This is a genomic window from Fictibacillus nanhaiensis, from assembly GCF_042686385.1.
GTDB lineage: Bacteria > Bacillota > Bacilli > Bacillales > Fictibacillaceae > Fictibacillus > Fictibacillus nanhaiensis.
Genome location: NZ_JBHUPF010000006.1, coordinates 200,949 through 227,170 on the forward strand (window position 1 = coordinate 200,949; position 26,222 = coordinate 227,170).

The 26,222-nt window shown below is 43.6% G+C and carries 20 protein-coding genes; 16 read left to right on the plus strand and 4 right to left on the minus strand.

Annotation, left to right across the window (positions count from 1 at the left end):
- The first annotated feature begins 224 nt into the window (after positions 1 to 224).
- Positions 225 to 1,964 (plus strand): PAS domain S-box protein, encoded by a 1,740-nt coding sequence (locus ACFS5O_RS04770; protein WP_205724910.1) that lies wholly within the window; start codon positions 225 to 227, stop codon positions 1,962 to 1,964.
- 116 nt (positions 1,965 to 2,080) lie between these two features.
- Here ACFS5O_RS04770 and ACFS5O_RS04775 read toward each other — a convergent pair whose 3' ends face one another.
- Positions 2,081 to 3,094 carry an NADP-dependent oxidoreductase gene (locus tag ACFS5O_RS04775; protein ID WP_205724911.1) on the minus strand — a complete coding sequence of 338 codons (1,014 nt, stop codon included), beginning with the start codon at positions 3,092 to 3,094 and terminating at the stop codon, positions 2,081 to 2,083.
- 221 nt (positions 3,095 to 3,315) lie between these two features.
- Here ACFS5O_RS04775 and ACFS5O_RS04780 point away from each other — a divergent pair, with 221 nt between their 5' ends.
- From ACFS5O_RS04780 to ACFS5O_RS04800, 5 genes are all read left to right on the plus strand, one after another.
- Positions 3,316 to 3,756 carry a YwiB family protein gene (locus tag ACFS5O_RS04780; RefSeq protein ID WP_066399089.1) on the plus strand — a complete coding sequence of 147 codons (441 nt, stop codon included), beginning with the start codon at positions 3,316 to 3,318 and terminating at the stop codon, positions 3,754 to 3,756.
- The gene (gene argS / locus ACFS5O_RS04785; protein WP_205724912.1) at positions 3,753 to 5,423 is read left to right on the plus strand and encodes an arginine--tRNA ligase; all 1,671 of its coding nucleotides are present in this window, start codon (positions 3,753 to 3,755) and stop codon (positions 5,421 to 5,423) included. The genes ACFS5O_RS04780 and argS overlap by 4 nt, the downstream gene beginning before the upstream one ends.
- A gap of 356 nt (positions 5,424 to 5,779) precedes the next feature.
- The gene (locus ACFS5O_RS04790; RefSeq protein WP_205724913.1) at positions 5,780 to 6,346 is read left to right on the plus strand and encodes a DinB family protein; all 567 of its coding nucleotides are present in this window, start codon (positions 5,780 to 5,782) and stop codon (positions 6,344 to 6,346) included.
- Positions 6,347 to 6,436: 90 nt separating this feature from the next.
- Positions 6,437 to 6,607, plus strand: coding sequence for a DUF1427 family protein (locus ACFS5O_RS04795; protein WP_205724914.1), 171 nt, complete (start codon positions 6,437 to 6,439; stop codon positions 6,605 to 6,607).
- A 7-nt stretch (positions 6,608 to 6,614) separates the two neighbouring features.
- Positions 6,615 to 7,388 (plus strand): alpha/beta fold hydrolase, encoded by a 774-nt coding sequence (locus ACFS5O_RS04800; protein WP_205724915.1) that lies wholly within the window; start codon positions 6,615 to 6,617, stop codon positions 7,386 to 7,388.
- Here ACFS5O_RS04800 and uvsE read toward each other — a convergent pair.
- On the minus strand, positions 7,381 to 8,337 hold the full coding sequence (gene uvsE / locus ACFS5O_RS04805; protein WP_205724916.1) for a UV DNA damage repair endonuclease UvsE: 957 nt from the start codon (positions 8,335 to 8,337) through the stop codon (positions 7,381 to 7,383). The two genes, ACFS5O_RS04800 and uvsE, sit on opposite strands and share 8 nt — an antisense overlap.
- Before the next feature lie 244 nt (positions 8,338 to 8,581).
- Positions 8,582 to 9,769: a cardiolipin synthase gene (cls, locus tag ACFS5O_RS04810; RefSeq protein ID WP_205724917.1), complete on the minus strand. Its 1,188-nt coding sequence runs from the start codon at positions 9,767 to 9,769 to the stop codon at positions 8,582 to 8,584.
- Between the two features lie 203 nt (positions 9,770 to 9,972).
- Between cls and ACFS5O_RS04815 the strand changes: the two genes are divergently transcribed.
- The 10 genes from ACFS5O_RS04815 (at position 9,973) to pyrG (ending at position 25,227) form a co-directional block, all read left to right on the plus strand.
- On the plus strand, positions 9,973 to 12,105 hold the full coding sequence (locus ACFS5O_RS04815; RefSeq protein ID WP_205724918.1) for a 4Fe-4S dicluster domain-containing protein: 2,133 nt from the start codon (positions 9,973 to 9,975) through the stop codon (positions 12,103 to 12,105).
- A gap of 159 nt (positions 12,106 to 12,264) precedes the next feature.
- Positions 12,265 to 13,449, plus strand: coding sequence for an acetyl-CoA C-acetyltransferase (locus ACFS5O_RS04820; protein WP_205724919.1), 1,185 nt, complete (start codon positions 12,265 to 12,267; stop codon positions 13,447 to 13,449).
- A 15-nt stretch (positions 13,450 to 13,464) separates the two neighbouring features.
- Positions 13,465 to 14,319 (plus strand): 3-hydroxybutyryl-CoA dehydrogenase, encoded by an 855-nt coding sequence (locus ACFS5O_RS04825; protein ID WP_205724920.1) that lies wholly within the window; start codon positions 13,465 to 13,467, stop codon positions 14,317 to 14,319.
- Positions 14,320 to 14,498: 179 nt separating this feature from the next.
- Positions 14,499 to 15,638, plus strand: a complete 1,140-nt coding sequence (locus tag ACFS5O_RS04830) for an acyl-CoA dehydrogenase (RefSeq protein WP_205724921.1) — start codon at positions 14,499 to 14,501, stop codon at positions 15,636 to 15,638.
- A 15-nt stretch (positions 15,639 to 15,653) separates the two neighbouring features.
- Positions 15,654 to 16,796, plus strand: a complete 1,143-nt coding sequence (locus ACFS5O_RS04835; protein ID WP_205724922.1) for an acyl-CoA dehydrogenase — start codon at positions 15,654 to 15,656, stop codon at positions 16,794 to 16,796.
- Positions 16,797 to 17,129: 333 nt separating this feature from the next.
- Positions 17,130 to 18,086 (plus strand): methylmalonyl Co-A mutase-associated GTPase MeaB, encoded by a 957-nt coding sequence (meaB, locus tag ACFS5O_RS04840; protein WP_205724923.1) that lies wholly within the window; start codon positions 17,130 to 17,132, stop codon positions 18,084 to 18,086.
- Between the two features lie 10 nt (positions 18,087 to 18,096).
- Complete coding sequence (locus ACFS5O_RS04845; RefSeq protein ID WP_205724924.1) at positions 18,097 to 18,720, plus strand: TetR/AcrR family transcriptional regulator; 624 nt, start codon at positions 18,097 to 18,099, stop codon at positions 18,718 to 18,720.
- A 15-nt stretch (positions 18,721 to 18,735) separates the two neighbouring features.
- Positions 18,736 to 21,999, plus strand: a complete 3,264-nt coding sequence (icmF, locus tag ACFS5O_RS04850; RefSeq protein ID WP_205724925.1) for a fused isobutyryl-CoA mutase/GTPase IcmF — start codon at positions 18,736 to 18,738, stop codon at positions 21,997 to 21,999.
- A 724-nt stretch (positions 22,000 to 22,723) separates the two neighbouring features.
- On the plus strand, positions 22,724 to 23,242 hold the full coding sequence (gene rpoE, locus ACFS5O_RS04855; RefSeq protein WP_205725466.1) for a DNA-directed RNA polymerase subunit delta: 519 nt from the start codon (positions 22,724 to 22,726) through the stop codon (positions 23,240 to 23,242).
- Positions 23,243 to 23,625: 383 nt separating this feature from the next.
- Positions 23,626 to 25,227 carry a CTP synthase gene (gene pyrG, locus ACFS5O_RS04860; protein WP_198768698.1) on the plus strand — a complete coding sequence of 534 codons (1,602 nt, stop codon included), beginning with the start codon at positions 23,626 to 23,628 and terminating at the stop codon, positions 25,225 to 25,227.
- 296 nt (positions 25,228 to 25,523) lie between these two features.
- On the opposite strand, the gene ACFS5O_RS04865 is transcribed toward pyrG, so the two are convergent.
- Positions 25,524 to 26,066 carry a DUF2529 family protein gene (locus tag ACFS5O_RS04865; protein WP_205724926.1) on the minus strand — a complete coding sequence of 181 codons (543 nt, stop codon included), beginning with the start codon at positions 26,064 to 26,066 and terminating at the stop codon, positions 25,524 to 25,526.
- Between the last annotated feature and the right edge of the window lie 156 nt (positions 26,067 to 26,222).

Sequence of the window (26,222 nt, forward strand, 5' to 3'; positions counted from 1 at the left end):
TTCCCTCATTACTTTTTATAAATTCGTTTTAGAGGTCAGACCTCTTACATTAATCAAATATAGTAAATTCTTAAGTGTAAAGCAATGGAAATCTTAAGAAAAATAGTAGGAAGGAACTGACTTAAACTGTTTTTAGCTAAATTTGTCGAATTTTGTTATATCATTAAGTCTTTTTTGCTATAGTTACAGTAGAGAATTAGATGGATAAAGGGGGGACAAGTGGAATGACAGCGATTTCAAAAGAGATGGAATATTTCCAAACATTTATCGATCAGCTTTCTGAAGCGGTAGTAGTTTTAAATAAGAATGAAGAAATAACGGCAGTGAATCAACACTATTTGAATCTGACAAATCAAGCTGACTTTGAAACACGAAAGTCAGTGGAAGAAGTCCTTTTACGTCATTCAGACGGTGAAGAAGGAACATTGCTTGCTGTGAATGGTTTTATTTCGGTAAAAGTGAGTGAAGGAACTTTGCCGTTTGGTGAGAGCTCTGTACGCTATTATATCTTGAAAGAATTGCCGGCTGTCGTTCATTCTTGTCAGGAACCTCTTATGAAAACGTTAATGAACATTGTTCCCGATTTTATTGGCATCAAAGACGGGGATGGGCGCTTTATATTTGCGAATGAATTTGTAGGTGAACTTTTTGAACTGCCTGGATTCGATTTTACAGGAAAGACCGATGCTGACTTAGCAGAGATCACGCCTGACTTTCGAGATGTATTTCAATATTGTATCGAAACGGATGAGCAAGTGTGGCAGGCAAGAGAAATTGTAAGGTGTGAAGAATTCGTGCCTGCACGAGACGGCAGTACGCGTTTTTTTGATGTATACAAAATTCCTGTGTTTCATCCAGACGGAACTCGCAAAAACTTGCTTGTATTTGGCCGGGAGGTAACGGAAAAGATCGAGTCCCGACAACTGCTAGAAGAGAGTGAAGCGAGATACAGACTGCTCGCTGAAAATGCGATGGATATGATCACGACACATAAAGCTGATGGATCGTTTACGTATATCTCACCTGCCTCGTATGCGTTATTAGGGAAAAGACCTGAAGAAATTTTAGGGGAAACCGGCTATGGGATGCTTCATCCCGATGACGAAGAAGTTTCTAGAAAAGCACACGAAGAGTTAATGGCTGGACCATGTACGAAAACCGTTCCTTTTCGATTACAGCATAAAGACGGCCATTATGTGTGGCTCGAAACATCGTGTAAAAGCATCACGGATGATACAGGGAAAGTCGTCGAGATCATTGGGGTAACGCGTGATATATCAGATCGAAAAAAATCAGAAGATATGCTGCGTCAGTCCGACAAACTTTCGATCGTTGGTCAGCTTGCGGCTTCGGTTGCGCATGAAATCCGAAATCCGTTGACATCACTAAAAGGATTTATTCAGTTTTTACAAGAAAGCCACGGGATTAATCCATCCAACTACTACAGCATCATGGACAAAGAATTGGACCGCATCGATCAGATTATGGGACAGCTATTATTGCTGGCAAAACCGCAAGTTCGAACGTTTAAGAAGACGTGTTTAAAAGAGATCATCGAGTTTGTGGAAGCCCTACTTCAGCCTGAAGCGATCGTACAAAACATTCAGATTCGTACGAAGATGCCTAAAGCTCTTCCCCATATTCATGCTGAAGAAAACGAGCTGAAACAAGTGTTGATCAACTTATTGAAAAATGCGATCGATTCGATGGTGGATGGCGGAGAGATCACGATTCAAGCACAGATGATAGACGGCCAGATTCATGTGACCGTAAAAGATCAAGGGTGTGGCATTCCGAGAAATCGAATCGAGAAAATGTGTGAACCTTTTTATACGACGAAAGAAAAAGGAACTGGGCTTGGTCTCATGATCAGCTCTAAAATCATGAAAGAACATAACGGTGAACTTCGGTTTACGAGCATAGAAGGCAAGGGTACGACTGCTAGTATGATTTTACCTGTGTAATGTAATGGGCTTGAGCGGATGATTGTTTTCAGCTCAAGTTTTTTTGTGGCAACTACATAAAAAAGAAGCTTTTCACTTCTTATCGAGTGAAAAACTCCCTAATCTATCGCCTTTTGTTACATGTTCTCAGGCTCAGCTACTTTAACAAGCTGTTTTCCAGTGTTCTCACCTGAAAAAAGTCCTAAGAACGCATCAATCGTATTTTCAAAACCGTCAACGATGTTTTCGCTATAAGAAATTTTGCCTTCTTTTACCCATTTCGCAAGTTCGATCGCGCCTTCTTCAAAATGAGCGGCATAATCGCTAACGATGAATCCTTTCATCAGCGCACTGTTGATCAGAATTTGACTCTGCATACGTGGACCAACGTCTGCTTTTTCAAGGTTATAAAGCGCGATCTGTCCGCAAACTGGAATGCGAGCGCCTTTGTTGATCAAAGCGAGCACGCTATCAGAGATCTCTCCTCCGACGTTATCAAAATAAACGTCAACGCCGTCCGGACAAGCCGCTTTTAACGCTTCATATACATTTTCTGTCTTGTAGTTGATCGCAGCATCAAAGCCTAGCTCGTCTTTTAAGTATGAGATCTTATCATCTGAACCTGCGATTCCGACAACACGAGCACCTTTGATCTTAGCGATTTGGCCAACAATCGTACCAACAGCTCCAGCTGCGCCGCTGACTACAACCGTTTCGCCTTCTTGTGGGTTACCGATATCTAATAAACCGAAGTATGCGGTTAAGCCAGTCATACCTAACACACCAAGGTTTGCAGTAAGTGGAGCTAGAGATGGGTCTAATTTACGTACTTCAGCATCACTTGCTACGTTGTATTTTTGCCACGCTAAGTTACCAATGACGAAGTCGCCTTCTTCTAGCTCACCTGAACGAGATTCAACAACTTGTCCGACGATTCCACCTGAGATTGGTTCGTTTAACTGAAATGGAGGCACGTAAGATTTTCGGTCGCTCATGCGTCCTCTCATATACGGATCTACGGAGAGATAGATCGTCTTTAAAAGTACCTGATTATTTTCAAGTGCAGGAGTAGAAGCTTCCTCGAAGCGGAAATCGCTTTTTTGAGGTGCGCCTTTTGGTCGATTCACGAGTAAAATTCTTTCGTTTTTCATATAAGATCCTCCTCATTTCTATTTCATCTTCTCGAGAGTATAATACGCCATTCACTACTATCATTCCAAATCATCCACTCATGAAAACGTGTTTTTAGGATAAATTTACCTAATAAGACTAACAATTTTTAAAAAGACACCCATAAGGTTGAAGGGAAGCAGTGAAATCTTTTATAATAGGTAAGTTAAAGAGGTACATCAAAAAAGGAAGTGTTGTTCGCATGGATCAAGATACGGAATTGTCTGTTGCGCTTTCGATAAGTTCAGAAGTACATTTCAGCGGTGAAGCAGAGAAACATTTCACCGAGACAGAAGGCAAGCTCTATAAAAGAGGGGACGTCACCTATCTTCAGTATAAAGAAGAGATAGAAGGTGCAGGTTCTGTCAATAATGTGATTAAGATCACGCACGCTGGTATTCTGATTATCCGCTCAGGCAGTGTATCTATGAAACAGAAATATTTAATCGGCCAGACGACAAAAGGCATGTACGACAGCCCGTATGGCCAGCTTTGGATGGAAACGACTACACATGAAATGAATTTCCGCTGGAATCAGCAAAAGCAGACGGGAGATCTGAGTCTTGCTTATGAGCTAGTTCTGCAGGGTGAACATACAGGAACACATCGAATCAAGATTAATTTTCAGGAGGCAAAAGCATGAATATCCTTGACCAAGTCAAGCAGCTGTTAAAAGAAGAGATCGAAGAAGCGGTTGTAAAAGCAGGACTCGCTAAAAAAGAAGAACTGCCAGCAGTCGTTCTTGAAGTACCAAAAGATAAAGCGAATGGTGACTTCGCGACAAACATGGCGATGCAACTAGCGCGTGTCGCGAAAAAAGCACCTCGCATGATCGCGGACGACCTTGTAGCGAACTTTGATAAAAGTAAAGCATCTATCGCAAAAGTTGAGATCGCAGGTCCTGGTTTCATTAACTTTTACATGGATAACTCTTATTTAACAGAGCTTGTACCGACTGTTCTAAAAGCAGGCAAGGATTACGGAAGAACTCAGCATGGCGGCGGTAAAAAGGTTCAAGTCGAGTTCGTATCTGCGAACCCAACAGGAACGCTTCACTTAGGACATGCACGTGGTGCAGCTGTTGGTGATACGATCTGTAATATCCTAGACTATGCAGGCTATAACGTTTCTCGTGAGTTCTACATCAACGATGCAGGAAACCAGATCAACAACTTAGCTACGTCGATCGAAGCTCGTTATTTCCAAGCCCTTGGCAAGGATAAAGAGATGCCTGAAGATGGTTACCACGGAGCGGATATCATCGAGTTTGGTAAAGATCTTGCCGAAGAGTACGGCGATTCTTGGTTAGATAAAGAAGAGAGCGAGCGTGTAAGCTTTTTCCGTGAATACGGTCTTACACGAGAGCTTGAGAAACTAAAAGCAGATCTTGCTGAATTCCGTGTGGATTTTGACGTTTGGTTCTCTGAGACTTCTCTCTATCAAAACGGAAAAATTGATGCAGCACTTGAAAAGTTAAAAGCAAAAGGTGTTGTGTATGAAGAAGAAGGTGCGACGTGGTTCCGTACGACAGATTATGATGATGACAAGAACCGTGTACTCATCAAGAATGACGGATCTTACACATACTTAACACCAGATATCGCGTATCATAACGACAAGTTTGAGCGTGGATTTGAGAAGTTGATCAACATCTGGGGAGCAGACCACCACGGTTACATCCCGCGTATGAAAGCGGCTATTCAAGCACTTGGTTATGATAAAGAACAACTCGATGTGATGATCATCCAGCTTGTTTCTCTTTTCCAAAACGGCGAAAAAGTGCGTATGAGTAAGCGTACGGGTAAAGCTGTAACGCTGCGTGAACTTATGGAAGAAGTGGGAATCGACGCGACTCGTTATTTCTTTGCGATGCGTTCAAACGATACTCACCTTGATTTTGATATGGACTTAGCGGTTTCAAAATCGAACGAAAACCCTGTGTTCTACGTACAATACGCACATGCACGTGTATGCAGTATGCTTCGCCAAGGGGAAGAGATGGGTCTTTCTTATGATGGAGACGTAGATCTTTCTCAAATTGATTCGGAAAAAGAGTTTGAGCTGTTGAAGAAAATTGGAGAGTTCCCTGCTGTGATCAATGAAGCAGCAGAAAAACTTTTGACGCACCGTGTTACGAATTATGTGTTCGAACTAGCTTCCGCTCTTCATAGCTTCTATAACGCAGAGCGTGTACTCGATCCAGAAAACAAAACAAAATCACAAGCGCGCTACGCATTGATGAAAGCTACTCAAGTTACAATTGAGAATGCATTGAACATCGTTGGTGTAGAAGCGCCTGAGCGTATGTAATATATAGGGAAAACCTGTCTTCGGACAGGTTTTTTTCTTTTTGGAAGAAGTTTGCGACCGATTCTAGGGTTTTATGCTCGATGCCAGGAATTTATGCTCGATGCCGGGGATATATGCTCGATGCCGGGGATTTATGCTCAATGCCAGGGATTTATGCTCAATGCCAGGGATTTATGCTCGATGCCAGAAATTTATGCTCGATGCCAGTGATTTATGCTCGATGCCAGGAATTTATGCTCGATGCCGAGAAATTATGCTCGATTCTCATTATTCACGAGCTCACCAAAACAAAAAAGGAATTTCAAAGCTTTTCTTGAATTCTATTGAAGCACATCAATGCTTAGGAGGTTCATAAAATGACATCATCCAACAAAAGCCCTTTTGTTATCGGACAGATTGAAGGGTATTCGAAAGAATTTTCTAACTTGATATCCATGATGGACTACACGAGGGAAACGACGATCTGGGATGTCCACGATCTATCCGTAGAAGAGCTTGATTACCGAATCAACGGAATCGGAAATTCAATCGGTATGCTGCTCGCCCATCTTGTGGCTGTAGAAAAAATTTATCAATTTATCACATTTGAGGGAAAAGATCTGCCAGAAGAGGAGATCGAGCGTTATGCAGAAACCTTGCAGCCTGCACTCGATCTAGGTGAGGCAGCGACGATTATCCATGGCAATACAGCAGAATTTTATCTAGAAGACTTAAAAAAGACTCGTGAAATTACCTTACAGCATTTTCAGAAGCTTGAAGATTCCTGGCTCTATGAAACAACACCATGGTGGGGGAATGAACTTGGTAACAATTACTTTAAATGGTTTCATGTATTTGAAGATGAACTGAGTCATCGCGGCCAGATTCGTATTATAAAAAAGCAGTATGAACTCGCGACAACGAAATCTTCTACGCAATCCTAACCGCAACGAAAAAAGGGATAATGTCGGGATAACATGCCATATTAATAAGAAATAGGTTTGGAAACTCATTTGAAAGAGGGGGGTACATATATGAAGTTGATCGTATTATCACTGATAACAGGCGCTCTTGTAGGCTTTGTTTTCGCCCTGTTAAAACTCCCGATTCCGGCACCACCCGCATTACCAGGAATCATGGGCATCATCGGTATCTATTTAGGCTATCAAGCTTACATCTGGGTGGCAGGTACTTTTCTAAAGTGAGGAAAAGATGGCATTAGCCGGGCTGACCTCTGAGTTGCAAATCTATTATGAAAAGCTAGGGACCGGTGCTCCGATTGTTTTTTTACATCCGCCCGGTATGAGTCATCTCGTGTTCAAGTATCAAAGAGAATTAGCAGCATATTACCAGACGATCTTTCCTGATTGTAGGGGGCACGGTCGTTCGTCTACTAAAGATCCAGAAAGCTTTACGATATGGGACTTGGCAGATGATGTCGCTTCTCTATTGGACCATTTATTATTAGAAGAAGCGTATATTTGCGGGTATTCAGCAGGTGGTTCGGTCGCACAGGCATTTGTTCAAAAATATCCGCATCGGACAAAGGGCCTTATTTTGAGTGGAGGCTTTTCTCAAGTTTCTACATTCGCACTGAAGAAACAGTTTCAAACAGGAATAAGGCTGGCAAAAAATGCACCAGCCCTACTTAATCAGATTCTCGTCAGCACACACTCGAATTCTCCGGAAGATCGAAAAGAAAAGTTGTCTTATCATAAGCAGACCGATCCTAAAACGTGTCAGCGATTCTACCAAGAAAGTCTTTCCTTCCAATGCACGGATCATCTAAAAGAGTGGCGCTTTCCGTTGTTGTTCATCTACGGGGAACAAGCGGAATATATGCATCCTTATAGAAGGATCTACGCAAGAAATGTTCATGCGAAAGCCAAGTTTGTTTTAATAAATAAAGCGCTGCATCAGCTTCCGATCAAGCATTATGCAAGCTTCAATGCAGAGATTAAAAAATTTATTCCATGCCTTACATAAGGATGGTTCCACCGCTCATCCTCTTAAAGCCGCGTACTTTCTCCAGTTCACTAACTAGCTGTAGAACAGCGCGGTCTTTTTGTTTCGCTTCAATCATTACATCCAGCTCATCGGTATAATTAGACATCAATTTAAAGAACGGCAGCACATAATCCAGACTTACAAAGTCATGGTGACTTCTGTACGCTTTCTCGTCTTTTGGTGAGGAAAGATGAACTTTTGGCGGTCGACCTGTATTCTCCCACGTTTTCACGAACCTCGGTAACAATTCCTCTAGCGAGCCATTGTCATCCGGATTGGCCATATAATGATGGTAATCAAACATAAGTGGAATGCCTTCATTTTCACAGACTTCTAGCGTCTCTTGGGTCGTGAATGTTTTATCGTCGTTCTCAAGCGTCATCCGCGCTTTAACGTCAGACGGGAGAAGTTTAATATTTTCATAAAAGCGTTCTAAAGCAGACGGCTTATCACCATAAGCCCCGCCAATATGAATATTGATATAGCTTCTGTCCTCGATACCCATGCCTTTTAGTAGATCAAAATGATATTGCATATCTTTCACCGCGTTTAACGTTACCTCTTTCCGAGGGCTCGTAAACAAGGTGTACTGGTTAGGATGCATGCTCGTTCTGATGTTGTGTTTTTTAACGAGCTTTTCGATCTCTTTGCATTCTTTCTTCGTGTGCTTTAGAAAATCCCAACCTGCTTCAGGGTGGGTAGCTAAAGGAACGATTGAAGAAGACATGCGGTGAAGAGGAAGTTCGTGCGCAATACAATAATGAAGAACGCGTAAAGTGCGCTCGAGATTGTTTTTCGTGATGGCAAGCAGCTGTGCTGTGCGTTCTTTTTCATCACGTTTTTGATACGTAGCATAAGTCATCGTTTTTGCAGGTGAGGCCTCATATAAGTTGAGAGCCGTTGATACAAATCCGAAAGATGTTAACATGTTTGCCCCCTGTTGTTTTGTATGTTTTTTGAATAATGATTGGTGCAGTAGAAAAGCATTTTGATTTGCTTCAAAGACAAGTTGATTGGAGTGTAAGGTTACCGACTCCTGCGGGACAAGCGGTCAGGTGAGACCCTTAAGGGCGCAAAGCGGCAAGGGGCTCACCGCCTGCCCCGCGGAAAGCGAGCAACCTGAAACGGAAATCAATCACTCTCATATTCTCCATAGCACTTCGATTACTTGTTTATAAAAAAGGCGATAGCGCAAAACCCACCATTTCTTTAAATCGAACTTTAACGGAACTCCGTGTCTTCTTTAAACGTGCTAGCGTCAATTTCTCAGAGCGTTCAAGATCTGAATCGAGCACCTGCTTCACAGCTTGTATCTCGGTTTTGTCTGTAAAGATGCAATTTAGCTCGTCGTTATAAAAAAAGCTGCGAAGATCGAAGTTTGCCGTACCTATATCACAGATTGAATCATCGAACATAACGATTTTGGAGTGATAGAATCCTTCATGAAACTGATAGATCTCAGCACCCGCTTTTAAGAGCGGTTTGACATAACGATAAGAAGCTTCTTGGACAAAAGGGTGGTCGGGGTTCATGGGAACGAGTATCTTCACATTGACACCACGATCTAGAGCTGACAAAAGCGCTCTGTTCATCTTTTTACCCGGAATAAAGTATGGTGAACCTATAAAAATGCTTTTTTTCGCTTGTTTTATTTTTTCATAAAAATAGTGATACCCAGCTTGTCCTTTTGAAGGAAGGAGCAACAGATCTTTTTCTTCTATTTCCTGAGTAAGAGATGAAACACTATGCGTCATCTTTTCATTTGTTGAACCGTTCCAATCATCACTAAATAGACGCTGCAATTCAATCACAGCATGACCTCTTAATTTTAAATGATAGTCGCGCCAGTCTCCAAACCGTGTGACTCTGCCAATATATTCATTTCCTACGTTATAGCCGCCTAAGTAACCAATCTGTGAGTCGATGATCGTGATTTTACGATGGTTTCGATGATTAACCCGGTATAAAAGGTACGGAAATTGAGGCTTGTTGCTGTATTCAAAATGGACACCAGCGTTTTTGAGACTGTTCACCGTCTTTTTTTTCAATCCATAACTGCCCATGTAATCCAGGAGCAATCTTATTTCTAAACCTTCCTTGGCTTTATTGATCAATTTTGCACATAGCTCTTGGCCGAGTTCGTCATCACGCCATATGTAGAACTGTATGTATATGGACTTCCTGGCTTCATCAATATCTTGAAACAGAGAATCGAAAAAATGAGACCCCGTCGTTAAAAGATGCAAGTTGCCTTTCGTAGTTACAGGAGGTTCTTCTTTTGCAGTCGTTTGTTTATGTCCTAAATAAAAGTCGATCCAAGCCAAAAATCCAATGACTATCAGTAATAAAACGAACCACATCTTCTTCTCCTCCTTTTGTAGCAAACTTTTTTATAGTATACCCTCACCATATAAAACCACTAAAAAAAATTTTTTAACGGATGTTGACTGAATGCTCATTCATTTATTTTTTTATGCTATAATGAAGTCAGAAAATTAATTTCATTTAGAATTATTAAAAGAGAAAGAATTAGGGAATAGGAGCATTGGAAGGAGAGAGAGCGATGGACGGCTTAATGGTAGCAAACTGGCTTGCATTTCTTTTTGTAACCGCTTACGCACTGTTTTTATTTTTTTATGTTGTAAAAACAAGGTTTGAATTTATCAAGCTCGGCAAAAAAGTAGAGTTTGATCATACGGTTCAAGAACGAATTAAAGCAGTCTTAGTGAATGTATTTGGTCAAAAGAAGCTTTTGAAAGATAAGAAGAGTGGAATTATCCATATCATGTTCTTTTATGGATTCCTTCTCGTTCAGTTCGGAGCGATCGATTTTATTTGGAAAGGACTCGCACCTGGATCGCATCTGCCTTTAGGTCCGCTTTATCCAGGATTCACGTTTTTCCAAGAAATCGTAACGACGATGATCATGATCGCAGTCGTTTGGGCTTTTTATAGAAGATATGTTGAAAAGCTTGTTCGACTGAAGCGTGGATTTAAATCTGGATTGGTTCTTCTGTTCATCGGTGGCTTGATGCTTTCCGTATTAGTTGGGAACGGTGCAGAGATTATCTGGCACGATCTACCGTACGAGTGGACGGCTCCTATCGCGTCCGTAATCGCCATGGCTCTTGGTTTCTTAGGGAAAACGGGTGCTGCAGTCGTATTCTTTATCTCATGGTGGATTCACTTATTATTCTTATTAACGTTCTTAGTGTATGTTCCTCAATCAAAGCATGCTCACTTGATCGCAGGTCCACTAAACGTTTGGCTTGGCCGCAAAGATAAAGTAGGAAAGCTTTCTTCGATCAATTTCGAAGACGAGACACAAGAAGTTTTCGGTGTGAATAAGATTGAAGACTTCAATCAAAAGCAGCTTGTTGATCTCTACGCTTGTGTAGAGTGTGGCCGTTGTACGAATGTTTGTCCGGCAACAGGTACTGGTAAGATGCTATCACCGATGGATATGATCGTTAAACTGCGTGACCATCTAACGGTAAAAGGAGCAGCAGTAACATCACGCACACCTTGGATGCCAGCGTTCGTTTTCTCGAACACAACAGGCAACCAGATCGCTTTCGAAGCGAGAGGGAAAGGCGCTGAGGAAACAGCTGCAACAACAGACGGATCATCTGCACTTGCTTATGATGTTGAGATGATCGGTGAAGTTATGACAGAAGAAGAGATCTGGGCATGTACAACTTGCCGTAACTGTGAGGATCAGTGTCCAGTTATGAACGAACACGTTGATAAGATCATCGACATGCGTCGTTATCTTGTTCTTACTGAAGGTAAGATGGATGCAGAAGCGCAGCGTGCGATCAAAAATATCGAGAAGCAAGGGAACCCTTGGGGAATCTCGAAAAAGGAACGCGAGAACTGGCGCGAGCTGAAAGAAGATATCGTCGTTCCGACTGTAAAAGAAAAAGAAAAAGCGGGTGAGGAGTTCGAGTACCTGTTCTGGGTAAGTTCGATGGGTGCTTATGACAACCGTTCACAAAAAATCGCACTTTCTTTAGCGAAGATCATGAACGAAGCAGGAATCACGTTTGCGATCTTAGGAAACAAAGAAAAGAACTCTGGTGATACGCCTCGTCGTCTTGGAAACGAGTTTTTATTCCAAGAGATGGCGAACGCGAACATCGAGTTATTCCAAAAGCATAATGTGAAGAAGATCATCACGATCGATCCACATGCGTATAACACGTTCAAAAACGAATACCCAGAGTTTGGGTTAGAAGCAGAAGTGTATCACCATACCGAGCTTTTAGCAGACTGGATCAAAGAAGGAAGAATTAAGCCGAAGTATGAAGTGAATGAAACAATCACGTATCACGATTCTTGTTACCTTGGCCGCTATAACGAAGTATATGAACCACCTCGTGATATCTTAAAAGCAATTCCAGGTGTGAAGGTCGTTGAGATGGACCGCAACCGTCAGAACGGAATGTGCTGTGGAGCGGGTGGCGGAATGATGTGGATGGAAGAAAAAGCAGGATCTCGTGTGAACGTTGCGCGTACAGAACAAGCTCTTGCTGTAAATCCAACCATGATCGGAAGCGGATGTCCGTATTGCTTAACGATGTTGAGTGACGGAACGAAAGCGAAAGAAGTAGAAGAGCAAGTACAAACCTTAGACGTTGTTGAAATTCTAGAAAAATCAATGTTTGGCTCACAGAAACAAGAGGTTCTTCAGTAGTATTTGAGCATCATGTAAATAAGCTGCCTGCAATTGAGCTGGCAGCTTCATGCTTGGAAGTTGGTCGACTGAGCGTTCGCTCGGCTCGTCTTTTTATAAAATTTGTAAGCGTTAACATAATTCTTGTAGCTCTATTATTTCAATCGGGAGGTTTTTCATATGACAAAATCAGTAATCGTCAGTGGTGTACGGACACCTGTAGGAAAATTTGGCGGTGGATTAAGTTCTCTTACAGCATCAGATCTAGGCGGAATCGCGATTAAAGAAGCGCTTCAACGAGCGAACGTTGCGCCAGAATCGGTGGATGAAGTCATTTTAGGGTGTGTTCTTCAAGGCGGCCAAGGGCAGATTCCTTCTCGCCAAGCGGCTGAAAAAGCAGGATTACCTTGGAAGACGAAAACAGAAACAATAAACAAAGTATGTGCTTCTGGACTTCGTGCGATCACGATGGCAGATCAGATCATCCGTGCGGGTGATGAAGAAGTCATCGTAGCTGGTGGGATGGAATCGATGAGCAACGCACCATACATTCTACCGAAAGCGCGCTGGGGGCTTCGTATGGGAGATAGCTCAGTGAAAGATCTCATGGTACATGATGGTCTAACGTGTACGTTTACAGGTGTTCACATGGGGATCTACGGAAATGACGTAGCGAAAGAGATGGAGATCTCACGTGAGCGTCAAGACGAGTGGGCGTACCGCAGTCATAGCCGTTCTGTAGAGTCCATTGAAAAGGGTATTTTTGCGGAAGAAATCGTTCCGGTAGAAGTGCCTCAGCGGAAAGGTGACCCGATTGTCGTGTCCCTTGATGAATCACCACGTAAAGATACGTCTATTGAATCTCTTGCAAAACTAAGACCTGTTTTTTCACAGGATGGAACAATTACAGCAGGAAACGCACCAGGCGTGAACGATGGTGCAGCAGCAGTAGTCGTGATGAGCGAAGAGCGTGCTGAAAAAGAAGGCAAAGAAGTGATGGCGACGATTCTTGGTCACACGGCACTTGCTGTGGAAGCGAAAGACTTTCCTAAAACGCCAGGCCTTGTCATCAATGAACTGTTAAAGAAAACAGGGAAATCATTAGAAGACATTGATCTTTTTGAAATAAATGAAGCATTCGCAGCAGTTGCGCTAGCAAGCTCTGAGCTTGCGGGACTAGATCTTGAAAAAGTGAACGTGAACGGTGGAGCAGTCGCGTTAGGTCACCCGATTGGGGCGAGCGGCACGCGCATCGTACTTACATTGATTCACGAGTTAAAAAGACGTGGAGGCGGACTTGGCATCGCTTCGATCTGTTCAGGCGGCGGGCAAGGTGACGCGATCTTAGTAGAAGTGAAGAAATAAGGAGGAGCAATATTCATGAGCATTCAAAACATTATGGTGATCGGCGCAGGACAAATGGGTTCAGGAATCGCGCAAGTTTGTGCGCAAGCAGGCTATTCCGTTGTTCTGCATGACATGCAAGAAGAGTTCGTTCAAAAAGGAATCGGCATTATTCAAAAAAACTTAAACCGCTCAGTGGAAAAAGGACGTCTGGATGAAAGTGAGAAAGAATCCATTCTGTCCCGCATCACAGCTTCTGTTTCTCTAGAGAACGCGTCAAATGCAGATCTTGTGATCGAAGCGGTCGTAGAAAACATGGACGTGAAGACACAGCTCTTTAAGATGCTTGACCAATACGCGCCAGCTCATACGATCTTAGCGTCGAACACATCTTCCCTTCCGATCACAGAGATCGCGGCTGCAACGAACCGACCTGAAAAAGTAATCGGCATGCATTTCATGAACCCGGTTCCTGTTATGAAACTCGTAGAGATCATCCGTGGACTTCAAACAGCAGATGACGTATACGAGACGATTGAGTCAGTATCTAAGAAGCTGCAAAAAGTACCCGTAGAAGTGAATGACTTCCCAGGTTTCATTTCCAACCGCATCCTCATGCCGATGATCAATGAAGCGATCTTCGCGGTGTATGAAGGTGTGGCAACCCCTGAAGCAGTCGATGAGATTATGAAACTCGGAATGAACCATCCTATGGGGCCGTTAACGCTAGCAGACTTTATCGGGCTCGACACGTGTCTCTACATCATGGAGACGCTGCATGAAGGATTCGGTGATGACAAGTACCGTCCGTGTCCGTTGTTAAGAAAGTACGTAAAAGCCGGCTGGCTCGGAAAGAAGTCAGGCAGAGGCTTCTACAACTACGGGGTCTGACCCCACACAAAGACAAAAATTCCATTTTTGTCTTTGTGGAAGAGACAGCTAACAGAGGATAGCAGACAGAGAAAAATAAAAAACAGACAGAGAAACAGTAAGCCAAGAAAGAACAATAGAGATAAACCCGGAGAGAGACTTCAAGAGTCGGCATTTCACTATAGGAATGGGGAGAAACCATGAACCTCGTATTTACAGAAGAACAAAAGATGATGCAAAAGATGGTACGGGATTTTGCGCAAAAAGAGATAGCACCGGCCATTGAGCATATGGAAGAGACAGAAGAATTTCCGCGTCATCTGATCACGAAGATGGCAGAGCTCGGACTGATGGGGATACCGATTCCAGAAGAGTACGGCGGAGCAGGGATGGATTTTACGTCCTACATCATCGCGATCAACGAGCTTTCAAAAGTGAGTGCGACGATTGGCGTTATTTTATCCGTTCATACGAGTGTCGGAACGAATCCGATTCTATATTTCGGGAATGAAGAACAAAAGAGAAAATACATTCCTAAGTTAGCGAGTGGAGAGTACCTTGGTGCGTTCGGACTAACAGAGCCTAGTTCGGGTTCTGATGCAGCAAGCTTAAAGACGAGAGCAGTTAAAAAGGGCGATCATTACATCTTGAACGGCTCTAAGATTTTCATTACAAACGCAGGCGAAGCAGACGTGTACATCGTTTTTGCTTCAACAGCACCTGATAAAGGAAGCTACGGAATCTCGGCTTTCATCGTAGATAAAGATACGCCAGGTTTTTCAGTAGGGAAGAAAGAGAAAAAAATGGGGTTGAACGGATCAAACACGTGCGAGATCGTTTTTGAAGATGCACGTGTACCTGCTGAAAATCTATTAGGTAAAGAAGGGGAAGGCTTTAAGATCGCGATGGGTAACCTCGATGTAGGCAGGATCGGAATTGCTGCTCAATCACTTGGCATCGCAGAGGCAGCTTTAGAATTTGCGACGAACTATGCAAAAGAAAGAAAACAGTTTGGCAAGCCGATCGGTGCAAATCAAGGGCTAGGCTTTAAGTTGGCGGACATGGCGACAGAGGTGGAAGCGGCAAAACTTTTAACTTATCGGGCAGCTGATCTGAAGACAAACAATCTATCATGCGGAAAAGAAGCTTCGATGGCAAAATTGTTTGCTTCAGAGACGGCGATGAAGTCAGCAATTGAAGCTGTACAAGTGTACGGAGGTTACGGCTACACGAAAGAGTATCCAGTAGAAAGATTGTTCCGTGACGCAAAGGTGTGTCAGATCTATGAAGGAACAAGTGAGATTCAACGTATGGTAGTAAGCAAACATTTACTAGGATAAGAGGGAGAGATAGAAATGCAATTTATGTTATCTGAAGAACATGAAATGATCCGCAAGATGGTGCGTGATTTTGCCAAAAATGAAGTAGAACCTACAGCAGCAGAACGTGACGAAGAGGAGCGTTTTGATCGAGCTATTTTTGATCAGATGGGTGAGCTTGGCCTTTGCGGAATTCCTTGGCCAGAAGAGTACGGCGGGATCGGTGGGGACTATTTAGGCTATGTGATCGCAGTGGAAGAGCTATCGCGTGTTTGTGCGTCAGTGGGTGTAACGCTTTCTGCTCACACCTCTCTTGCAGGATGGCCGATCTTTAAGTTTGGAAACGAAGAGCAAAAGCAAAAGTTCCTTCGTCCGATGGCAGAAGGTAAAAAAATCGGAGCTTATGGCTTAACTGAACCAGGATCAGGATCAGATGCAGGAAACATGAAAACAACAGCGAAAAAAGACGGCGATGACTATATCATCAACGGCTCAAAGATCTTCATCACAAACGCTGGAGACGCCGAAATCTATGTTGTGTTCGCTCGCACGGATATTGAAGCAGGATCAAGAGGAGTTTCTGCGTTCATCGTAGAAAAAGGCACACCAGGCTTTTCTTTTGGTAAAAAAGAAAAGAAACTCGGCATCCGTTCATCTCCAACACTAGAGATCATTTTCGAAGATTGCCGTGTGCCAGCTGAAAACCTTCTAGGTAAAGAAGGAGAAGGCTTTAAGATTGCGATGATGACTCTTGATGGCGGACGTAACGGAATCGCAGCTCAAGCAGTAGGAATTGCTCAAGGAGCACTCGATGCTTCTGTAAACTATGCAAAGAACCGCAAACAGTTTGGTAAGCCGATCGGTGTTAACCAAGGGATCGGGTTCAAACTTGCAGATATGGCAACAAAAGTGGAAGCGGCTCGCCTATTAACCTATCAAGCGGCTTGGAGAGAATCTGAAGGTCTTCCATATGGAAAAGAATCCGCAATGTCGAAGCTATTTGCTGGAGACATCGCAATGGAAGTTACAACAGACGCGGTTCAAGTGTTCGGCGGATACGGCTACACGAAAGAATATCCCGTAGAACGTTATATGCGTGACGCAAAAATTACGCAGATCTACGAAGGTACACAAGAAATACAGCGTCTCGTTATTTCTAAGATGCTTTTGAAAGATTAAGAGCGTGGAGTTTTGCGACACATTGGCTAGGGAAACTCCTTGCTAAGTCAGTTATCTATGGCCGAGGTGCTCTCAAGAAGACTCTAGGCTAATCATCCCTGAAGTTGCAGGTGATGTTCTTAACAGAGTGTTGCTAAGAAAGGTTTTATAACACCTTTGCAGTTGAATGGAGCGGAAGGATGCGAGACTCCTGCGGGACAGGCGGGCGGGTGAGACCCTTAAGGGCGCAAAGCGGCAAGGGGCTCACCGCCTGCCCCGCGGAAAGCGAGTATCCTGGAGCGGAAATCAACTACTTCCAAAATAGATTTTCAATACCACTTTTAGGAGGAAACCATGCATCCATTAGCACAGCGCATCCAGCAAAAAGAGGAACGTGCTCTCGCGAAAGCGATCACGCTTGCCGAGAACAACGGTGAAGACAAACTTGAGCTTTTAAAGAGCATCTATCCCCAGCAAAAAGGCGCTCATTGGATCGGCATCACCGGTTCACCTGGTGCTGGGAAAAGCTCGCTCGTCAATCGTCTTATCTCTTTTTTGCGTAAAAAGAAGATGACTGTTGCGGTTGTTGCCGTTGATCCGACGAGTCCGTTCAGCGGCGGCTCTATCCTCGGAGACCGCGTTCGGATGGCTGATCATTTTACCGATCCTGGTGTTTTTATTAGAAGCATGGGGACACGTGGAAGTCTTGGCGGACTCTCTCGTTCTACGAAAGAAACAGTAAGGCTGATGGATGCTTATGGGTTTGATGTGATTTTAATAGAGACGGTAGGAGTCGGACAGTCTGAGCTCGACATAATGAAGCTAGCAGATTCGGTTGCGGTTGTATTGAATCCAGGTAGCGGAGATGTTGTGCAAGTGTTTAAAGCGGGAATTATGGAGATCGCGGATCTGTTCGTCGTGAACAAAGCGGATATGTCAGGCGTTCCGAAGCTTCTTGCAGAGATTGAAGCGATGCTTGACCTTGTGAAGCATGACAGTCCGTACCGTCCGCCAGTCGTTCAGACGATTTCTACTGAAAATATAGGTTTACAAGAGTTATGGGAATCCCTTCTAACGCACCGTGAATATTTAGAGAAAAGCGGCGAAGGCAAGGAAAGAAAGCTTTCTAACCTGAAACGTGAGGTGATGGAAGTGGTTCAGCATGAAATCTATCAGCAAGTGTGGAAACAAGAACAGAAAAATGGGTTCTCCTGGCTGGCCGACTTAGAATCAGGTACCACAGACCCTTATACAGCTGCAGAAGAGATCTTATCAAAACGATTGCAGCCGGCTGACGGGAAACAGAAATGAGGGAGGCCAATTGGGTAGGAAAGAAGTGCCGTCGCTCGTAAAAGACGAAAAATTGATTCAGAGACGACGGGAAGAGATGGTGAAAGCGGCGGTCTCTCTATTTAAAGAGAATGGGTTCCACCGCACGACGACCCGTGAGATCGCAAAAGCTTCTGGCTTCAGCATCGGCACACTCTACGAATACATCCGGTCAAAAGAAGATATTCTTTATCTCGTTTGCGACAGCATCTATGACGGAGTGAAGCTGAGGCTACAGCAGGATATCAATGGGGAAGACAGTGGGATTCAAGGAGTCGAGCGTGCGATCGCGGCTTATTTTAAAGTGATGGACGATATGCAGGATGAAGTGCTCGTCATGTATCAAGAAGCGAAGTCGCTCTCTCATGAAGCTCTTCCTTATGTACTCAAAAAAGAGTTAGAGATGACTGCGATCTTTGAAGAACTGCTTTTTAAAGTAGTGAAGCAAGGTGAACTGCATTTAAGTGAAAACGAGATTCCGGCAGCGGCTCACAATATTGTGATCCTCGGACAGATGTGGACGTTCAGACGTTGGGCGCTGCAGAAGATCTATACATTAGAAGAGTATACACAGTTACAGCTTCAGCAATTGTTGTACGGCATTAAAGGAGCTTAAGAAAGGATGAATGAAATGACTCAGACTGATATTTACCGGCCAAAGAATCCGGTTCGATTTGTAACCGCTTCCAGTCTTTTTGATGGTCACGATGCGTCGATTAACATCATGCGAAGAATCATTCAGTCGAACGGCTGTGAGGTGATCCACCTCGGACACAACCGTTCTGTAGATGAAGTGGTGAGTGCAGCCATCCAAGAGGATGTTCAAGGGATCGCGATCTCTTCTTATCAAGGCGGACATGTTGAATATTTTAAATACATGATCGATCTATTAAAAGAACGCGGTGCAGGACATATCAAAGTCTTTGGCGGAGGCGGGGGCGTTATTATCCCACCTGAGATCAAGGAGCTGCATGCTTATGGTGTAACGCGCATCTTTTCACCGGAAGATGGAAGATTGCTAGGGCTTCAAGGCATGATTAATAAGATGGTAGAAGAGTGTGATTTTCCGACGGTTACCTCTTTAACGGATGAGATCGAAAAAGTAGTAGAAAAAGACGTTCGCTCTGTTTCGCGATTGATCACGTTAGCTGAAAACGTGAAGCAAGCGCCAGAAGAAATCGCGGCAACGGCTGAACAGACGTTAAACGAATTAAAAAGTTTACAAAAACAAGTACCGGTTCTAGGGATCACAGGAACAGGTGGAGCGGGGAAAAGTTCATTAACGGATGAGCTTGTTCGACGATTCTTAAACGAGTGTGAAGACAAGACGATCGCGATCATATCGATCGATCCGACAAAACAAAAAACAGGCGGGGCGCTTTTAGGTGACAGAATCCGTATGAACGCCATCTATCATCCGCGTGTGTACATGCGTTCACTTGCTACGCGTGGTTCACGTTCTGAGCTGTCTGATGCGATCAAGGATGCGATCGCAGTAACAAAAGCAGCAGGATTTGATTTGATCGTTGTTGAGACGAGCGGAATCGGTCAAGGTGACGCTGGCATCTCAGAGATCTCAGATGCTTCTCTATATGTCATGACAAGTGAGTTTGGTGCACCATCACAATTAGAGAAGATCGACATGATCGATTATGCAGATATTATCGCGATCAACAAGTTCGAGCGCAAAGGCTCTGAAGATGCGCTTCGTGATGTGAAGAAGCAATATCAGCGTTCTCGCAACTGGTTTGATAGAGACTTAGATGAAATGCCTGTTTACGGAACAATCGCGAGCCAGTTTAACGACGCGGGCACGAACGTCCTTTTTTATCACTTGATGAAAGTGATCGAAGAAAAGTCAGGTATGGATTGGGGCATCCAGCCAGCTCAAGACGCGATGACTGCGAAAAAGAACGTCATCATTCCAGGTGAACGCGCGCAATATTTAAACGAGATCGCACAAACCGTTCGTAAATATCATGAAACGGTGAACGAACAATCCAAGCTTGCTCGCAAGTCGTTCCAAATTCAAGGGACGCTTGAAACAATAAAAGAATACGACGCAGCAGGTAAAGAAGTTGAAACGTCGTTAAATAAGGCACTGGAAAAAGTTGAAGAGCAATTGTTGCCAACGACTTCAAAAATGCTAAAAGAATGGCCAGCGTTAAAAGAAATGTATAGCAAAAAAGAATTTGTAACAAAGATCCGTGATAAAGAGATCGTAACGGAACTGACGACAAAAAGTCTTTCTGGTCTTGATATTCCAAAGGTTGCTCTTCCAAAGTTCGAGGACTGGGGAGACATCGTAAAGTGGATCATGAAAGAAAACGTTCCAGGCTCGTTCCCATATACAGCAGGAGTGTTTCCTTTTAAACGTAAAGGTGAAGATCCGAAGCGCCAGTTCGCTGGAGAAGGAACACCTGAACGTACGAACCGCCGATTCCACTATCTATCAAAAGATGACGACGCGAAGCGCTTGAGTACAGCATTTGACTCGGTAACGCTTTACGGAGAAGACCCGGATCACCGACCGGACATATACGGAAAAGTCGGGGAGAGCGGTGTGAGCATCTGTACGCTAAACGACATGAAAAAGCTGTATGACGGCTTTGATCTGATCGCTCCTTCTACATCAGTTTCGATGACGATCAACGGTCCGGCACCGATCATTCTCGCGATGTTCATGAACACGGCGATTGACCAGCAAGTGAAGATTTTTGCGGATACGAACGGCAGACAGCCGAACGAAGCAGAGTACAGCGAGATTAAAGAGAAGACGCTTGCCTCTGTTCGTGGAACGGTTCAAGCAGACATCTTAAAAGAAGATCAAGGTCAGAACACGTGTATCTTCTCTACTGAATTCGCGCTTCGCATGATGGGTGATATTCAGCAGTACTTTATCGATCATCAAGTGCGTAACTATTATTCAGTTTCGATTTCTGGCTATCATATCGCAGAAGCTGGTGCGAACCCGATCACGCAGCTCGCGTTTACACTTGCGAACGGCTTTACGTACGTGGAATATTACTTGAGCCGTGGAATGGATATTAACGCATTCGCGCCAAACTTATCGTTCTTCTTCTCAAACGGACTTGATCCAGAATATAGCGTAATCGGTCGTGTCGCTCGCCGAATCTGGGCAACGGTTATGCGAGATAAATACAAAGCGAACGAGCGCAGCCAGAAGCTGAAGTACCACATTCAAACATCTGGACGTTCCCTTCACGCACAAGAGATCGACTTTAACGATATTCGTACGACGCTTCAAGCGTTGATGGCCCTTTATGATAACTGTAACTCGCTTCACACGAACTCATATGACGAAGCGATCACAACGCCAACAGAAGAATCTGTTCGCCGTGCGATGGCGATTCAGATGATCATTACAAAAGAGCTTGGTTTGGCTCGCAATGAGAACTCGCTTCAAGGCTCGTTCATCATTGAAGAATTAACCGATCTCGTAGAAGAGATGGTACTTCAAGAATTTGAGCGCATGAACACAAGAGGCGGCGTGCTGGGTGCGATGGAAACGCAGTATCAGCGCGGGAAGATTCAAGAAGAATCCATGTATTATGAAATGAAAAAACATGACGGTTCTCTCCCGATAATTGGAGTGAACACGTATCTGAACCCGAATCCACCGTCAGAAGAAGAATTCAACATGCAGCTCGCACGTGCAACAAAAGATGAAAAAGAGCAGCAGATCCAAAATCTGAACACGTTCCAAGAGTCAAGCAAAGACCAAGCGGGTGAAGCGCTTAAACGTCTAAAAAATGTTGCGCTATCCGGCGGAAACATTTTCGACGAGCTCATGCACACTGTAAAATTTGCAAGCCTCGGTCAAATCACGAGTGCGCTTTATGAAGTAGGCGGGAAGTATAGAAGAAACATGTAGTGTGAGAGAGGAGAGAGCCGCCAGTTTTAGCGGTTCTCTTTTCTTATAGAAAGTTTTGCGAGGGTTACTGCAGGACTCGCTTTCCGCAGGGTGTGCGGTGAGCCCATTCGCCGCTTTGCGTCATTGAATGGTCTCACCTGTCCCACTCATCCTGCAGGAGTCTCGTCCTTCCGCTTCAAATAACTATTCGAGGAAGTATTCTCAAAGGTCTCTCTTAGTACTGGTATTTAGAAAGGGTCTTTTAGAAAAGGTTTTTAAAGCTGGGGCCATTTGCTATTTGCAAGTTGATTGGAGCAGAAGGTTGCGAGACTCCTGCGGGACAGGTGGGCAGTTCGAAAAGTGGAAGTGGCTCGTTCAGCCCCGACAAGCAAAAGGTGAATGGGCCAGGAAGGCGCACTTTGCCTTCTTGACCATTTAACTTTTGACCTCGAGGGGCTAGCCACTGCAACTAGACAGGTGAGACACTTAAGAGTGAAACGTACGAATGTGGCTCACCGCCTGCCCCGCGGAAAGCGAGCAACCTGGAGCGGAAATCAACCACTTTCAAGAGCACCGAAGTATGACGTATGATCTTTTATAAAACCTTTTATGCAAAAAAGATAGATTACTACTGGCATATACGCATGGGATTTGTTTATAATGAAGAGTATGATTCTTCTAAAGAATGAGCACAATGTGTTGATATAAATGAGTGTGGAGAAGGAAAGGAAGTGCCGATGTGGCTATGTTGAACACGTACACGAAAGAACAAGTCGTTGAAATGTCAATGGTCGAAATCGCATTTGAAATTTTGCAAAATGCTAAGCAACCTGTTCAATTCTATGATCTAGTTAAACAGATCGCTGAAATCAAAGGTTTGTCTAAGACTGCTGTTGAAAACCGTATTGCGTATTTTTACACAGATATGAACATTGACGGCCGATTCGTTTCATTAGGCGATAATAAATGGGGATTAAAAACGTGGTACCCAGTTGAGAGCTCTGAAGAAGAACTAGGTGCAACGAACAAACCAACAAAACGTAAAAAAGCGTCTGAAGATGACTATGACTTCGAAGAGGACTTCGATGATGAAGACTTCGATGAGTTGGAAGTAGAAGATGAGTTCGTTGATGAAGACGATGATCTTTCTGACGACGATGATGACGATGATGATGATGACGAAGAATTAGAATTCGATGAAGACGATGAAGACTTCGACGAAGACGACGATGATGAAGATGCAGACGAGGAAGAAGAGCTGTAAGGCTCATTGTGAGTCGTTTAAAACCAGTGCCTTTGGCGCTGGTTTTTGTTTTTTAGAGGGAAAGTGGAAACTCGTGGATTACTGAGGTTGATCTACCATTTCACAGGCTGGTCACATGTATAAATGGATTCTCACAGATCATCTTGACATGTGCTCTAGACTCGGGTAATATTCTTTTTGGGCTATTCCTGTATCTTTTATTAAAAAGACTAATTTTATATGATATCAAAGCAAAAGTGCCCCCTAACCATAGGGGAAGTGTCTTTTGCTTTTTATTTTTTTACGGCTGAGACTGTGTAGACTTCACGCACATACCTCTCCCGATAGTAGAAAAAGCGTTAAACGCACATACTTATTTTAGAAAATTTAGGGGGATTGAAAACATGGCAAAATATATTTTTGTTACAGGCGGTGTTGTTTCTTCTTTAGGAAAAGGAATCACTGCAGCATCATTAGGCCGTTTATTAAAAAACCGCGGAGTGAAAGTGACGACGCAAAAATTCGATCCTTACATCAACGTGGATCCAGGGACGATGAGCCCTTATCAGCATGGTGAAGTTTTCGTAACGGATGATGGTGCAGAAACGGACTTAGACTTAGGTCACTACGAGCGTTTTATCGATATTAACTTAAATAAATACAGTTCAGTAACGACTGGGAAAATTTATTCTACTGTTCTTAGAAAAGAGCGTCGCGGTGAGTATCTTGGAGGAACCGTTCAAGTTATCCCGCATATCACGAACGAGATCAAAGAACGTGTTTTCCGTGCTGGACGTGAAACGAACGCAGATGTCGTAATCACAGAGATCGGCGGAACTGTTGGGGACATCGAGAGCTTGCCGTTCCTAGAAGCGATTCGTCAGATCAAGAGTGATGTAGGTTCTGAAAACGTAATGTATATCCACTGTACATTGATTCCTTACATCCGTGCAGCGGGTGAGCTGAAGACGAAGCCTACACAGCATAGTGTAAAAGAGCTTCGCAGCTTAGGTATTCAGCCAAACATCATCGTAGTTCGTACAGAGATGCCGGTTCCTCAAGAAATGAAAGATAAGATCGGTTTGTTCTGTGACATCGATCCGAAAGCGGTTATCGAAGCGAGAGATGCAGATACGCTTTACCAAGTGCCAATCGATCTTCAAGAGCAGAAGATGGATGAGCTTGTTTGCAAACACCTTAAGCTTGAGACACACGAGCCGGATATGGCAGAGTGGAAAGAATTGATCAACCGAGTGACGAACTTAAAAGGAAAAGCAAAAATTGCGTTAGTCGGAAAATATGTGTCTTTACAAGATGCGTATATTTCTGTTGTTGAGGCACTTCGTCATGCAGGTTATCACTTTGATACAGATATCGAGATCGACTGGATCAACTCTGAGAACGTGACGGCTGAAAACGTGAAAGAACTTCTTCAAGATGCAGATGGTATCCTAGTTCCTGGCGGATTCGGTGACAGAGGGGTAGAAGGTAAAATCCTGGCTACTCAATATGCGCGTGAGAACAAAGTTCCTTTCTTAGGAATCTGTCTAGGCATGCAGCTTGCTTCCGTAGAGTTTGCTCGTAACGTCTTAGGACTTGATGGTGCTCACTCTGCAGAACTTATGCCTGGTACACCGTTCCCGGTTATTGATCTGCTTCCTGAACAAAAGGACATCGAAGATCTAGGCGGTACACTTCGCCTTGGACTGTATCCGTGTAAAATTAAAGAAGATACAAAAGCGTTCGCTGCTTATAACGATGAAGTCGTTTACGAAAGACACCGTCACCGTTATGAGTTCAACAATGAGTATCGTGAACAAATGGAGAAAGCAGGGTTTATCTTCTCAGGAACATCTCCGGATGGACGTCTTGTTGAGATCATCGAGTTAGAAGATCACCCATGGTTTGTTGCGTCACAGTTCCACCCAGAATTCACATCACGACCAACACGTCCGCAAGCACTATTCCGTGACTTTATCGGTGCCGTAACACAATTGAAGAATTAATTATGTCCGGTAGCTTCCTATTCAGTGGGAGCTGCCGGTTTTTTATGTGGATGGGGTATTAGATACTTTCAATTTGTCGAAATAGATCGACTCGCCGATATATGCGCAAAACTCGCTGGAATAATGTAAAAACTTGCGGGATTAACTTCATAATTCGCTGGATTATTGCAGATATTTCTCGAATAAACAATGAAATTACCCAGGTGGGTATGCAGCTAAAATGGTTTTTTTACAGAAAGACCTATCAAATTCTTACTCACAAAAGAAAAAGCTTGGCACAAAGCCAAGCTTCCTCATTATTCTTCATCATATTCTTCCAAAATCTCTTCCGTCGTTAAAAATAGGGCGTAATACGCGAATAAAGCGGTCAATCCAGATGGAAAACCTAGTCTTGAACCATCATCAAGCGGTATCAATCCTCGAACAGCCTTCGTATCGATCACGATATCGGCTATATCATCAAGATTCACGTCCATATCGGCATCTTTTCGTCGCCCGCCGATCAAAATGACGTTACAATCCGTCGTTTTTCGAATCTCTGAACATAGTGCCACAGCTTTTTTGTCATCTAAAAAACGCGTTGCTACAACTACACTATCGACCGGAAGCAGATCAGACAACTCCACATCTGAAAAATTAGCCCCAGCGCGAAACTTATTCTCTCCAAATAGTGCCTCACTAACAACGGCTTCCATCTCATCAAAGCCTTTAAAATATACAGTTCCTTCAGAAAGTACGCTTTGAGCAAGCAGGCGTGAACTTTCTTCGATCGACTGCTCTTCTTTATCTGAAATGGATTTTAGCAATCCTGCAACTTGTGTTGAAAAAATTTTTAACATGAAAAGAACCCCTTACTTTTTTCAAATCATCGTGTTTTTATTTATTAATTTAGTATACTTAATTTAACATTACAAATCATCGGGAACAGCAGGAATTCGTATCCTCTGTCTCGAATGGTATAGGGACAAAATGGTTTTGTAAAGAAACTCTAGATG